14 protein-coding genes are annotated in these 12,708 nt (G+C 70.4%); 6 read left to right on the forward strand and 8 right to left on the reverse strand.

Translation table 11 applies throughout. The features are described 5' to 3' along the window. Window positions 1-13: 13 nt before the first annotated feature. Genes AB0H37_RS09705 through AB0H37_RS09720 form a run of 4 tightly spaced genes read right to left on the reverse strand, consistent with a single transcriptional unit; the run spans window position 14 to window position 3,412 of the window. Complete coding sequence (locus tag AB0H37_RS09705) at window positions 14-970, reverse strand: glycine betaine ABC transporter substrate-binding protein (RefSeq protein ID WP_360612132.1); 957 nt, start codon at window positions 968-970, stop codon at window positions 14-16. 20 nt (window positions 971-990) lie between these two features. Beyond that, a complete protein-coding gene (locus AB0H37_RS09710; protein WP_360612133.1) occupies window positions 991-1,764 on the reverse strand; it encodes an ABC transporter permease in 774 nt (257 codons plus the stop codon). After that, complete coding sequence (locus AB0H37_RS09715) at window positions 1,761-2,771, reverse strand: ABC transporter ATP-binding protein (RefSeq protein ID WP_218935081.1); 1,011 nt, start codon at window positions 2,769-2,771, stop codon at window positions 1,761-1,763. The genes AB0H37_RS09710 and AB0H37_RS09715 overlap by 4 nt, the downstream gene beginning before the upstream one ends. Next, complete coding sequence (locus tag AB0H37_RS09720) at window positions 2,768-3,412, reverse strand: ABC transporter permease (protein ID WP_329092712.1); 645 nt, start codon at window positions 3,410-3,412, stop codon at window positions 2,768-2,770. Before AB0H37_RS09720 ends, AB0H37_RS09715 begins: the two co-directional genes overlap by 4 nt. Window positions 3,413-3,721: 309 nt before the next feature. Here AB0H37_RS09720 and AB0H37_RS09725 point away from each other — a divergent pair, with 309 nt between their 5' ends. The 3 genes from AB0H37_RS09725 (at window position 3,722) to AB0H37_RS09735 (ending at window position 6,128) form a co-directional block, all read left to right on the forward strand. Continuing rightward, window positions 3,722-4,672, forward strand: coding sequence for an alpha/beta hydrolase (locus tag AB0H37_RS09725; protein WP_360612134.1), 951 nt, complete (start codon window positions 3,722-3,724; stop codon window positions 4,670-4,672). A 700-nt stretch (window positions 4,673-5,372) separates the two neighbouring features. Beyond that, window positions 5,373-5,738 carry a VOC family protein gene (locus AB0H37_RS09730; protein ID WP_360612135.1) on the forward strand — a complete coding sequence of 122 codons (366 nt, stop codon included), beginning with the start codon at window positions 5,373-5,375 and terminating at the stop codon, window positions 5,736-5,738. 36 nt (window positions 5,739-5,774) lie between these two features. Then, on the forward strand, window positions 5,775-6,128 hold the full coding sequence (locus AB0H37_RS09735) for an MmcQ/YjbR family DNA-binding protein (RefSeq protein ID WP_360612136.1): 354 nt from the start codon (window positions 5,775-5,777) through the stop codon (window positions 6,126-6,128). A gap of 45 nt (window positions 6,129-6,173) precedes the next feature. On the opposite strand, the gene AB0H37_RS09740 is transcribed toward AB0H37_RS09735, so the two are convergent. Both AB0H37_RS09740 and AB0H37_RS09745 read right to left on the reverse strand, forming a co-directional pair. Then, on the reverse strand, window positions 6,174-7,085 hold the full coding sequence (locus AB0H37_RS09740) for a hypothetical protein (protein WP_360612137.1): 912 nt from the start codon (window positions 7,083-7,085) through the stop codon (window positions 6,174-6,176). A gap of 83 nt (window positions 7,086-7,168) precedes the next feature. Next, window positions 7,169-7,969, reverse strand: coding sequence for an alpha/beta fold hydrolase (locus AB0H37_RS09745; protein WP_329092722.1), 801 nt, complete (start codon window positions 7,967-7,969; stop codon window positions 7,169-7,171). 88 nt (window positions 7,970-8,057) lie between these two features. On the opposite strand from AB0H37_RS09745, the gene AB0H37_RS09750 reads away from it, so the two are divergent. The 3 genes from AB0H37_RS09750 to AB0H37_RS09760 all read left to right on the forward strand — a co-directional run bounded on the left by AB0H37_RS09750 (window position 8,058) and on the right by AB0H37_RS09760 (window position 11,717). Further along, on the forward strand, window positions 8,058-8,630 hold the full coding sequence (locus AB0H37_RS09750; RefSeq protein WP_179834077.1) for a sigma-70 family RNA polymerase sigma factor: 573 nt from the start codon (window positions 8,058-8,060) through the stop codon (window positions 8,628-8,630). After that, window positions 8,623-9,906: a VOC family protein gene (locus AB0H37_RS09755; protein WP_360612138.1), complete on the forward strand. Its 1,284-nt coding sequence runs from the start codon at window positions 8,623-8,625 to the stop codon at window positions 9,904-9,906. The genes AB0H37_RS09750 and AB0H37_RS09755 overlap by 8 nt, the downstream gene beginning before the upstream one ends. 905 nt (window positions 9,907-10,811) lie before the next feature. After that, window positions 10,812-11,717 carry an LLM class F420-dependent oxidoreductase gene (locus AB0H37_RS09760; RefSeq protein ID WP_360612139.1) on the forward strand — a complete coding sequence of 302 codons (906 nt, stop codon included), beginning with the start codon at window positions 10,812-10,814 and terminating at the stop codon, window positions 11,715-11,717. On the opposite strand, the gene AB0H37_RS09765 is transcribed toward AB0H37_RS09760, so the two are convergent. Further along, window positions 11,704-12,081 carry a VOC family protein gene (locus AB0H37_RS09765; protein ID WP_179834074.1) on the reverse strand — a complete coding sequence of 126 codons (378 nt, stop codon included), beginning with the start codon at window positions 12,079-12,081 and terminating at the stop codon, window positions 11,704-11,706. The genes AB0H37_RS09760 and AB0H37_RS09765 overlap by 14 nt on opposite strands. Further along, complete coding sequence (locus AB0H37_RS09770) at window positions 12,078-12,698, reverse strand: TetR/AcrR family transcriptional regulator (protein WP_229810462.1); 621 nt, start codon at window positions 12,696-12,698, stop codon at window positions 12,078-12,080. Before AB0H37_RS09770 ends, AB0H37_RS09765 begins: the two co-directional genes overlap by 4 nt. Window positions 12,699-12,708: the final 10 nt, after the last annotated feature.

The raw sequence follows: 12,708 nt of genomic DNA on the forward strand, positions 1-12,708 counted from the left end.
GTCCCTCCCGCGGCTACCCGCCGATGAAGCCCTTGGACTTCAGCCACGTCTCGGCGACCTCCTCCGGCTGCTTGCCCTTGATGTCGACCTCGCCGTTGAGCTCCCGCAGGACCGAGTCGGTGAGCGCCGCGGCGATCGGGTTCGCGATCTTCTCGATGGCGGGATCGTCCCTGTAGACGGACTCGCGGACGGTGAGGGCGGGGTTGTAGACGGGGAAGAACTTCTTGTCGTCCGGTACCGGGGTCAGGCCGAGCGCCTTGATGCGCCCGTCGGTGGTCGCGACCTCGCCGAACGCGCACGGCTTGCCCTTCCCGACGGCGTCGTAGATGGCGCCTTCGGCCAGCGTCGCCACGTCCGACTTCGGCAGGCTGAACCCGTAGGCCTTCTGCAGGCCGGGCCACCCGTCGCTGCGTCCCGCGAACTCGCTCGCCACGCACGTGGACGCCTTCGACGGGTCGGTCTTCGCCAGCCTCGCGTAGCCCGACAGGTCCGCGATCCCGAGCTGCCGCATCGTCGTCGTCTTCACCGCCAAGGCGTAGGTGTTGTTGGCGGGCGCGGCGGCCAGCCACTTCACCTTGTTCTTCGCGAGATCCTGCTCCGCGACGGCCGCGTACTGCCGGGCCGGGTCGCCGATCGGCTCCGTCTGCTTGAGGTAGTTGACCCAGGCGGTGCCCGTGTACTCCCAGTAGAGGTCGATGCTGCCGGAGGTCAGCGCGGCCCGCGTGGTGTTGCTGCCCTGGAGTCCGCACTTCTCCTTGACGGTCGCGCCCGCAGAGCGCAGCGCGAGGGCGGTGACCTGGCAGAGGACGAGCTGCTCGGTGAACTCCTTGGACCCGACGGTGAGGGTGACGCCCTTCAGCGAGTTGCCCTCGGCCAGGCTCCCGGCCTTGGCGTCGGTGCCGGTGGAGCTGAAGCAGCCGGCGGTCAGGGCGACGGCGGCGAGGGACGCGGCGGCGGGGAGCTTGCGCATGGTGAATCTCCTGGTGGGGTTCAGAGGCCGCGGGGGCGCAGGACGAGCTCGACGATGCCGATCAGCCAGTCGGCGGCCATCGCGAGCACGGCGGTCAGGACGCTTCCGGTGAGCAGGATCGGAGTCCGGTTGAGGGAGATGCCGGTGTTGATGAGGTCGCCGAGCCCGCCCGCGTTGGTGAACGCGGCCAGCGTCGCGCTGCCCACGTTGAGGATCACCGCGACCCGGATGCTGGCGAGGATCACCGGAACGGCGAGCGGCAGCTCGACGCGGAACAGGACCGCCGCCCTGGACAGGCCGATGCCGCGCCCCGCCTCGATGAGGGACCGGTCGACGCCCTGCAGGCCGACCATCGTGTTGCGCAGCACCGGCAGGGCCGACACCAGGATGAGCGCGATCACCGCCTTCTGGAAGCCGATGCCGACCGTGACGGCGAGCAGGACGAGCACCCCGATGGACGGGACGGCCTGACCCACGTTGGCGAGCGCGAGCAACGGCGCCGACAGCCGGTTCAGCCCCGGCCGGGTCACCAGCACGCCGAGCGGGATCGCGATCGCGAGGACGAGCGCCGTGGACACCGCGACCAGCTTGACGTGCTGGAGGAACTGATGGGTGATCTCGGACCGGTCGAGGGATCTGCGCTCGATCGCGTCGAGGTCCAGGCCTCGCACGTAGAGATAGAGCGCCGCCGACACGGCGACGAGGAAGACGGGGGTGACCAGGAGACCAGCGAGGGAACGCCCGGCGGCCTCGTCGCCGGGCCTCGTCCGCTCCGGCACCGCCGTGACGGTCATGACCGCGGCTCCGGGGTCCGCCGGACGATCGCCGACCACGAGACCGCGCCCGCGGGACGTCCGTTCTCGTCCAGGACGGTGGCGGTCTCCGCCCCGGCGCGGAGCATCGCGTCGAGGGCCTCGTACAGGGACTGGTCCGCGCGCACGGTCGCGGCCGGAGCGCCTTCCGCGGCGGGCGCCAACTCGATCGAGCCGACCTCGACGAGCCGCAGCCGCCGCATCGCGGCGCCCGCCCCGACGAACTCCGCGACGAACCCGTCGGCCGGCTCGGCGAGGATCGCCGCGGGCGTGTCGTACTGCACGAGCTTCGCGCCCTGTCCGAGGATCGCGATCCGGTCGCCGAGCTTCAGCGCCTCGGTGAGGTCGTGGGTGACCAGGACGATCGTCTTGCCGATCCGGGCCTGAAGTTCCAGGAACGCGTCCTGCAGCCGCTCGCGCGTGATGGGGTCGAGTGCGCCGAACGGCTCGTCCATCAGCATCGCGGGCGGGTCGGCGGCGAGAGCACGGGCGACCCCGACGCGCTGCTGCTGCCCGCCCGACAGCTCCTTCGGGTACCGGCCGCGGTAGGTGCCGGGATCGAGGCCGACCATGTCGAGGAGCTCGTCGACACGGGCGCGCACGCGCCTGCCGTCCCAGCCGAGCGTCCGCGGGATGAGCCCGACGTTCGCGGCGATCGTCATGTGCGGGAACAGCCCGACCTGCTGGATCACGTAGCCGATCCGGCGGCGCAGCCGGTCGGCGTCGACCCGGGTGACGTCCTCCCCGTCGAGCAGGATGCGGCCCGAGGTCGGTTCGATCAGCCGGTTGATCAGGCGCAGCGTGGTCGTCTTGCCGCAGCCGGACGGGCCCAGCAGCACGACGATCTCCCCGTCCCGGACGCTGAGCGTGAGATCGCCGACGGCCGGGGCGTCCTGCCCGGGGTACCGCTTGGTGACGCCCTCCAGCCGGATCATCTCCCGTCCGGGCGGGGCGGCCTGCGTGGTCTCGGTCGCGGCGGGTTCGGTCATCGCAGCCCCCTGGAGGTGGTGAGCCGGGACAGCAGGACGAACAGCGCGTCCAGGACGAGCGCCAGGACGGCGACGCCGAGCGTTCCGGCGAGAGTGTCGTTCAGCGCGTTGGCGCCGCCGATGCGGGACAGCCCCCCGAAGATCAGCTCGCCCAGCCCCGGCCCGGCCACGGCGGCGGCGATCGCCGCGATCGCCACCGTCATGATCGTGGCGACCCGGACGCCGGTGAGCAGGACCGGCCAGGCGAGCGGCAGCCTGACCCGCAGCAGCCGGCTCAGCGGGCTCATCCCCATCCCCCGCGCCGCCTCCTCCACCGCGCTCGGCACGCCGTCCAGCCCGGTGATGGTGTTGCGCAGGATCGGGAACACCGCGTACAGCGCCAGCGCGGTGATGGTGGGGGCCAGGCCCAGCCCGAACAGCGGGATGAGCAGGCCGAACAGCGCGAGCGAAGGAACGGTCAGCATGGTGCCGGTGACGCCGAGGGCCAGCCCCCTCGCCCTCGGCCGCCCCTCCACCGCGACGCCGAGCCCGATCCCGACCACGGCCGCGATCGCGACGGCGATCAGGACGACCTCGGCGTGCTCGCCCATCATCCGGGCGATCGTGGGCCAGCGTTCGGAGAGGTACTCGGAGAAGCTCATCGCCGCCTCCCGTCACCGCGGACGGCGGCAGGAGCCCGGGCAAGGACGGTGGGTTTCGCGTCTCCCATACCTCAGAGGCTGCCTACGGATGATCAGTCTGGCAATAACAGATCGGTGAGACCGAACGCTCGGACGCCTCGGCACCGCCGCGGCACCCGCCCGACGGCGGCCCTCACCGTCGCCGTGGCCGGGCACCGACCCCTTCACGACGAGGTGGGTTCAGCTGGGCGGTCCCCGCGGCAGGCGGGGGCTGGGCAGCCGGCGCGGACCGTCCGACACTGGTGACGCCCCACCGAAAGGAGCCCCACGTTGCCCTACGCCTACGATCCGGAACTCCTCCCGTGGATCCCGCGGATCCCGCGTCTGTCGATCGTCGACATCGAGCAGACCCGCCGGGACGAAATGGACATGTTCGCCGGCATGCCGAAGTACGTCCCGCCCGCTCCGTTCGAGACCCGCGACCTCACCGTTCCCGGACCGTCGAACGCACCGGACGTCCCGATCCGCGTCTACGCGCCGGCTAACCGGGCGGGCGTCCTCCCGGGGCTCGTCTACATCCATCCAGGCGGATTCGTCCTGGGCGGCATCGACTTGTCCACTGACGACGCGGCCGCCATCGCGGTAGAGGTGGGCGCCGTGGTGGTGTCCGTCGAGTACAGGCTCGCTCCCGAACACCCCTTCCCGGCCGGGCTTGAGGACTGCTACGCCGCCCTCACCTGGACGGCGGCGAACGCCGCCGACCTCGGGATCGATCCGGACCGACTGGCGGTGGGCGGTGAGAGCGCGGGCGGCGGGCTGTCCGCGGCCGTCGCCCTGCTCGCCCGCGACCGGGGTGGTCCACCCTTGTGCTTCCAGCTCCTCGGCGTCCCGGAGCTGGACGACCGGCTCGACACCCCGTCCATGCGCGCCTTCACCGACACACCGATCTGGCACCGCCCCAACGCCGAGCTGAGCTGGGACTACTACCTGGGCAAGGGCGTCCGCGGCACCGACGGGGTCTCCCCGTACGCGGCTCCCGCCCGCGCCGAGGACCTCTCGGGGTTGCCGCCCGCCTATGTCACGGCCTGCGAGTTCGACCCGCTGCGCGACGAGGGCCTGGCCTACGCGCAGCGACTGATCCAGGCAGGCGTACCGACCGAACTCCACCACTACCCCGGTACCTTCCACGGCTCCACCGTGATCACAGACGCCCGCGTAACACAACGCATGACGACCGCCCGCACAACCGCCCTCCGCCACGCACTACACCCCACCCTGTAACCCCAGCACCAAGCACCCCTTCCCGGCCCCACCCACAGAGCCCACAAGCCACCACCCCACCCGACACGCGTGCGCAGACGACGAACTCCACCGCCTCAAAACGCGACCTCGCCATCGCCCCCTCACCGTCGACTTCCTCACTGTCCGCCTCGCCGACCGCGTCGGCGCCTATCTCCTCCACGCCACCGACAGTCCCTTCCGCAGAGCGGAAGAATCCCCCTCGCCCATGAGACCAACCCGCAAGGATCCAAGACCCCGCCCCGCAACGGCTCGCGAGCGCCCTTCCTTCGCCCAAGCGCCAAGCGCCGACAACTAGCAGGCTCCGCCCGAACCCCCGGGATGGACGCGGCCCTCCGCTTCCCAGGGCCGCGCCCATCCCCGCCCCCACAAACCAAGCAAAATCAACGCCCAGGCCACTCCAGAGCCCCGCCCACGTCACCGCCGGGCCACGTCACCACCTGGCCGGGGCGGACCTGGCCGGGGCGATGTTCGGGATGTTCGCGGGAGCGTTCGCGCGGAAGTTGTCGAGGGTGGGGGCGAGGGTTTCGGTCTGGCCGCCGGAATCCAGCCGTGGCCCTTTTGGTAGCGCGGGTGTGCGGGGCGGCGGTGAGCCCGAGGGGTGCGCTTTGGCGTGCGCTCTCGGGAGGGGCGCGACTGCTTGGCTTTCTGCGGCGTCATACCCTGCGGCTAGCCTCTGGGCATGGCGTCGCGCCCCTACCACCTGGTCATCGACTCTCGGGGTCCGTCCGCGCTCGCCGAGTTCCGGGCGGGTTTCCTCGATCAGCCGGTCCTCTTCCGCCCGGACGGCGAGGTGATGGTCGGCGCGGCCGCTCACGTCCGTCCCGGGCTGAGCCTCGTCCGCGATGCCAGCACGAAGACCGCGAAGAACCGGTTGCAACGAGAGCTTGACTCGGCCGACCGAGAGGCTGAAGTGCGGCGCATTCTCGCCCATGGTGCTCGTCGCGCCGGCGTCGGCCAGTCCACCGACCTGCCGTGGGCCGTGCTTGCGGGCCCCGAAGGCAATGAGTTCTATGTGTTGCGTCCTCACGTCTCCACCATCGAATAGCTTTCCCGTGTCCGCCTACAGAATGCGAAATTTGCGATGAACGACTTTGATGCTTTGAATCGGATCCGAGAGATCTGCATGTCGTTGCCAGAGGCGACCGAGAAACCTTTCGGCGGTCACACGGCGCCCTCCTTCCGTGTTCGCGACAAGCTGTTCGCGATGACCTCCGAGGACGGCCTGTCTCTGACGTTCAAGGCCGGGCCCGGTGTGCAGGACGCTCTGGTCGCAGAGGCGCCCGAGCGTTTCTTCGTCCCGAAGTACGTGGGCGTCAAGGGCTGGATCGGCGCACGGCTCGACGTCGACCATGACTGGGACGAGATGGCCGAACTGATCGAGGACAGTTACCGTCTCATAGCCCCCAAACGCCTGGTGAAGCTCCTCGACAACTAATAGCCCATCCCCGCTGACTTGATGAATGCCGGCAACTTCTGGCGTTCAGCGTGGTCGGCGTTCCAGGCGCGCCAGGCGGGCGGCCAAGTGCTCCATCGTGGCGTTGTCGGGCTGCCAGCCGCGCTGGAGCAGCGCTGTCAGAAGGGCGCCCAGGTAAGGGGCGGGGCGGGTCAAGAAGCTCTTGGTGACGGGAATGACGTCCCAGCCCATTTCTTTGGCGAGCCAGTCTCGGCGGCGTGCGTCGTGGGTCCTGGCCTCTCGGCCAGTGTGGTGGCGTTCGCCGTCGTATTCGAGGCCGACGCGAAATTCGCGGTAACCGAGGTCGATGTAGAGCCAGCGACCTTGCGCGCCCAGCACGGGGATCTGTGTCTCAGGGAGCGGGAACCCGGTGTCCACGACGGCGACGCGAATCCAACTCTCTCCGGGGGAGGCCGCGCCGCGGTCTCCGAGGCGGAGAATCTGGCGCAGCCGTTTGTTGCCGCGGTATCCCCGTAGCGTCCGGGCCATCGCGGTGAGTTCGTCAACTTCCACGTCTCGCCGCAGGAACTGGTCAAGGGCCGCGACCGCCTCATAGCGAGGGAGCCAGCGGGCGCAGTCGAGTGCGGTGCGGGTCGGGGATGTGAGGCGTACATCGGATTCCTTCACTACGTGTTCGGGCGGCACTTCGACGCTGTCGGCGGTGACAGGGGACGGCTCTGGTGGAGCCTCGGGGGTTCGGGGAGTGATGAGTTCGACGTCCCAGTCGAGCTCGTTCACTCCCGGAGGTAAGACGTCCAGGCCCCATATCCATGCGGCCGTTCGCCGCGCGATGACGACTTCCTGGGGAAGGAGACTGCTCAACGCTGCGGCACGTGCAGCGAGGCCGCTCCCCTTGACGGGTACGACATAGGCGTCCGGTCCTATGGGGATGATCGAGTCGGCGGCCGTTCGTTTCCAGGTGAGGGTGAATCCGTCCATGGGACTGATGATGCCTGGCCCGGCGGTTCCGGACAGGCCACCGCAGGAATGTGGATAACTTTGAGTTATCCCAGGTCAGCGCATTAGTCGCGGGTCTCGCGGCCTGGCCGTTCTTCGTCCGGGGCGAGTGGCGCCGGCGTTGCGGAGACCGCTTCCGTCGCCCACACGGCCATGCGGTTGACCAAGTCAGGAGTGGCCGCCACCTCGGCGTGGCCGAAGGACGGTTCTATCCACAGTTCCTTCGGGTCGGACGCCGCCTCATAGAGCTGGTGGCCGTGTTCGACGGGGAAGAACGGATCCGCGGCCCCGTGGACGACCAGCAGCGGCACCGGCGCGATCCGTCCGGCGACCTCGTGTGGCGCTTCGGGAACCGGATCCCAGCCCTTGGACGAGATTCGTGTGCGGCGCGCCAAGCGGACCGCCATCCGTCCCGCGCGTCGTTCGATCACCCAGTGCACCCGTCGCATCGGCACCGTCCCGCGGTAGTACCAGCGCGCGGGCGCGCTGACCGAGACCACTGCGTCCACTCCGCCATGCAGGGCCGCGTACCTGACGACGATGGCACCGCCCATGGAGAACCCCGTCAGGACGATCCGCTCGTATCCCCGTCGGCGGGCCGCCGCGACCGCCGCGGCGACGTCGAGCACCTCGCGGTCGCCTACCGTGGAGTGGCCGCCGGACCGGCCGTGCCCGCGGAAGTCGAGCCCGATCACGCCGCCGTGCCGGCCGAGGGCCGCGGCGATCCGGCGTAGCGCGGGCTGGCGCCACGAGCAGGTGAAACCGTGCGCCAGGATGAAGCAGACCTCACCGTCGGAAGACGTGTGACCTGCGTCGATTCGGACACCGTCACCGGTGTAGAGGGTGAGCGGTTCGGGAGTCGCCACGCCTCAATGATCGCGCATCGGCTGCGAGGGCTCGAAAAAAACGTGGCCAGGCCCGTCGGAGAAGTGGCCCGCCGAGCGATGGAGGGGTATGAACCACCCGGGACAGCTGGAGCCCGACCCGGGGCCGGCCCTGCTCGATCTCTACGACACGGCCCTGCCCGAGGTCTACGGCTACCTGCTGCCCCGGTGCGGCCGGCGCGCCCTGGCCGAGGACCTCACCGCCGAGACCTTCCTTGCCGCCGTGGAGGCGCTGCGCAAGGAGCCTCCCCCGGTGCTGTCCGTCGCATGGCTCGTCGGCGTGGCGCGGCACAAACTGGCCGACCACTGGCGCCGGGCGGCGCGGGAGCAACGCGGTCTCCAGGCCCTGGACGGGGGCGTCCTGGACGCCGCGGAAGACCCGTGGGACGAACGCCTGGACGCCCTCGTCGCCCGAGACGTCCTCGACACGCTGGCGCCTCACCACAGGGCGGCCCTGACGCTGCGCTACCTCGACGGGCTGCCCGTCCCGCAGGTCGCGGAGCATCTGGGCCGGACGCTTCACGCGACCGAGGCGCTGCTGACACGGGCGCGCAAGGCCTTCCGGCGGGCCTACACCGACCACTGTCCACCAGGGAGACGGGTCCCCGGGCACCCCGGCGGAAAGGAGGGCCACGATGACTGATCCGCTGGAGGCTCTCCGCACACCGGTCGTCCCAGTCGATCCCGACCCGGCCTTCGCGGCGCGGCTGCGTGAACGCCTGCGGCGCGCGCTGCTGCAACCCACAGGAGAAACCATGACGACGGCCACCGTTCGTGAAACGCAGGCCGAGGTGCGGTCGCTCACCCCCTACCTGTGCGTCGACGACGGCCGGCGCGCCCTGCGCTGGTACGCGGAAGCGTTCGGTGCCGAACTCCGGGGCGAGCCGATGGTGATGGAAGACGGACGTGTCGGCCACGCCGAGCTCGTCATCGGCGACTCCGTCCTGATGCTCGCCGACGAGTGGCCGGAGAGCGGCCTGCTCGGGCCGAAGGCACGCGGCGGCCCCAGCCAGTCGCTCTACCTGAACGTCCCCGACGTGGACATCGTCTTCTCCCACGCCGTCGAAATGGGGGCCGTCGCCCATCGCCCCGTGGCCGACTACCCCTACGGCCGCAATGGCGTCGTCATGGACCCGTTCGGCCACCGCTGGGTCATCGCAAGCCCCCCGCTGCCCGCACGTCCGCGGCTACGGCACGGCGACGTCGGATACGCCTCGGTCTGGGTCCCCGACGTGGACCGCGCCGCCGCCTTCTATGGCTCCGTCCTCGGCTGGCACACGGTTCCCGGAGGCGCGGAGGCCAGTCGTCGCGTTGAAGGACTGCCCGAACAGCACATCGGCCTCTTCGGCGGGCAGGAGCACCGCACCGTCTACCTGGCCTTCGCGGTCGACGACGTCCACGGAACCGTCCGGCAGATCCGCGATGCCGGTGGTGACGCCCAAGAGCCGACCGACGAGCCTTTCGGTGTCAGCGCCATGTGCACGGACGACCAGGGCCTGCGCTTCTCGGTCTACCAGCCCGCGGAGGCGGTCAGTCCCGTCGAGGGCCGGCTCGCGGAAGCAGCGGGGCTCACCGCGCACCACGGCGAGATCTCCTACCTCACCATCGGCGTCCCCGACATCGCCCGTGCACGCTCCTTCTACGGCGAGGTGCTGCACTGGGAGTTCACGCCGGGCCACACGCCGGGCGGCTGGAGCGTCCGCCTCGGCGGAACGGAGGTCCGCCCCATGACGGGTATGTACGGTGGCGCCGACCATCCCGTGGTGGTCCCGATGTACACGGTCGACGACATCGAGCCCGCCGTCGCCCGCGTCCGCGAGGCCGGCGGCACCGCCACCGACCCTGCCCGACAGCCCTACGGCGTCACCTCCGAATGCACCGACGATCAAGGGAGCCGCTTTTACCTGGGCCAGCACTGACGTCACATCCCGAACGCGATCTGCTTCCCTCCCTCACTACCGGCGCCTTACCCCACCTCTCGCCCGGCGCGGGGTCCGAGTTCAGCGACCCATGGGCGTCCCTAGGGAAATGACGGGTTAGGTATGTGTCCGCCGGAGTGGGCTGAAAGGACAGGGTGCTGGGTAGAAATCGAATGTGTCTGGTGGGCTGGTTGGTCGACGGGCTTTAGCGTCGGATTGGCTGGTATGGACAGCGAAGAGCACGCGCTTGGGGTGAAGGCACGCCGTACGCGGCGAGCCTCCGAGCGCGCAGCGACAACGCGGCTGCCTGACGGTCCCGAAGCCCCTGCGACGGCCTCGGAGTGCAGGCCCGGGGCCGAGGAGTACGCGCGGCAGGCGATGGTCTCATCGGCGCGAGCCCACGATCGCGCCGCGTTGCTCCTGGAGGAGATGGCCACCGTCCACCCCGAAGAGGCCGAGTTGCACCTCCAGTCAGCCGCGCGCCACCGCCGATGGGCAGACAATGACAGGAAACTGGCCCGGCAACACGCACCAGGCGGCAGCGAAATCGACGCCACCTGACCACAGGCTTTTCGGTTGGCAGCACGCCCTTACGGCGGTACGGCGTCGCTGGGGGCCAAGGTATCTCGGCGCTCCACCGCACTGCCGTCCCGTACGGCTTCATCTGGTCGATCGTCTGGCTTTGCGCCCCCGTGTCTCGGCGTTCGAGTGCGCGGCCTCCGCCGCCCTCCACGCCGACCCGGTGATCAGCGCCGCGACGACCTCGGCGACGGCGATACCGAGGTTGGCGACGGCGATGCCTGGTCTTTCGGCTTGCCGGGGGTCCGCCTTGTGACGCCCGGGGGTAGACCGCTTAGGTAGGGAGGGGTCATGTAAGGATCCGGTTATCTCTCTGGGAGGTCCTGGTGCGGGTTGGGGTTCTGCTCAACGAGCGGGGCGGCGTCGAGGCGCTGGGGAAGCTGGCGGACGATGTGCGGCGTGCGGTGGACGACGGGTTCTCCTCGGCGTGGATGTCGCAGATCTTCGGGTTGGACGCGCTGACCGCGCTGGCCGTGGCGGGCAGCGGGGTGTCCGGCATCGAGCTCGGGACGGCGGTCGTGCCCACGTATCCGCGGCATCCGGCCGTGCTGGCGCAGCAGGCGAGGACGACCGCGCTGGCGCTGCGGGGGCGGTTCACGCTCGGCATCGGGCTGTCCCACCAGATCGTCATCGAGGAGATGTACGGATACGACTTCGGCAGGCCGCTGCGGCACATGAACGAGTACCTGTCGGTGCTGGCGCCGCTGCTCGAAGGGGAGAACGCCTCCTTCACGGGCGAGACGCTGCGGGGCAACGTCGGGTTGAGCGTGCCGAACGAGGGGCGGGTGCCGCTGCTGCTGGCGGCGCTCGGCCCGAAGATGCTGAAGCTGGCGGCGGAGCGGGCGGACGGGACGGTGCTGTGGATGACCGGTCCTGGCACCGTCCGCGAGCACATCGTGCCGACCATCACGGCGGCGGCCGAGGCGGCCGGACGGGACGCGCCGCGCGTCGTGTGCGTCCTGCCCGTGTGCGTCACCGGTGACGTGGAGCGCGCGCGGGAGCAGGCCGGGGAGACGTTCGAGGTGTACGGGGTGCTGCCGTCCTACCGGGCGATGATGGACCGGGAAGGCGTGGAGGGGCCGAAGGACCTTGCCGTCGTCGGGGACGAAGACGCGGTCGCGGCGAAGCTGGAGGAGCTGTCCGAGGCGGGCGTCACCGACTTCGTCGCCGCCGAGTACATGCCCGGCGACCGGCGCACCCGGGAGTTCCTGAAGACGGTCACGGCGAAATGACCTCGTAGAGGTTGCCGCTGGCGTCGGAGAAGTAGAGGCCGCGGCCGCCGAGCGGGTGGTTCTCGTCGACACGGCCGTTGTCGGCGTGGGCGGGGCCGTCGCCATAGGGGATCTCACGGGCGTCGAGGCGGTCCACGACCGTGTCGAAGGTGACGGCGTCCACGTCGAAGGCCAGGTGGTGGCCCTGCGGGTAGGCGACCGTCATGAAGTCGAGGGTGAGGCCCTCGTTCACCCGGATCGGGACGAAGTGGCGCGCGTGCGGGTGCGGGCCGGTGTACTCCAGGCCCATGACGGCGGCGAAGAAGCGGGCGGCCTCGTCGTTGTCTGCGGCCGTCACGATCGCGTGGTTCAGGGTGATCGTCATGCTGTGTTTCCTTCCTTGAGAGCGCCGTGCAGGAAGACGTCCAGGTACTCCTCGACGGAGAGGGGCTGCGCGTCGGGGGCGGCGGCGGGCCGGGCGCGGCTGAACACGAAGCCCAGGAACAGGCTCGCGATCTGCTCGACGGGCAGGCGCAGCCGGTCCCGTTCGGGTTCGAACAGCTCGGCGAGCGCTTCGCAGGTGCGGGTCATGGCGGCGGCGCGGTCGGGGCCGGGCTCGCCGGAGCCCGGCACGCGGCGCTCGCGCCGGCCGGTGGCGTGCAGAGCGCCGATCACCAGGCCCATGCGGGCGAGGTAGGCGTCGATCGCGGCGGCGGCCTCGGCGAGCCGCGCGGGAAGCGGCTGGTCGAGCGGGATCGCGCCGATCTCGGCGAGGACGAGGTCGGTCCGCAGTGCCTCGGCGACGCAGGCGTCCAGCAGTTCGTCCTTGTCGGCGAACACGCGGAAGATCGTCGCCTCGCCGATGCCCGCGGCGCGGGCGATCTGGGCGGTGGTGACGGCCATGCCGTGCTCGGCGACGAGCGGCAGCGCGGTCCGGATGATCATTTCGCGGCGCTGCTCCGGGCTCATCCCGGGGGCGCGCCGGCGGACCTTCTCCTCCATGTCCGCCACC

Origin of the sequence: Actinomadura sp. NPDC023710, assembly GCF_040639875.1 — a bacterium.
Lineage (GTDB): Bacteria > Actinomycetota > Actinomycetes > Streptosporangiales > Streptosporangiaceae > Spirillospora > Spirillospora citrea.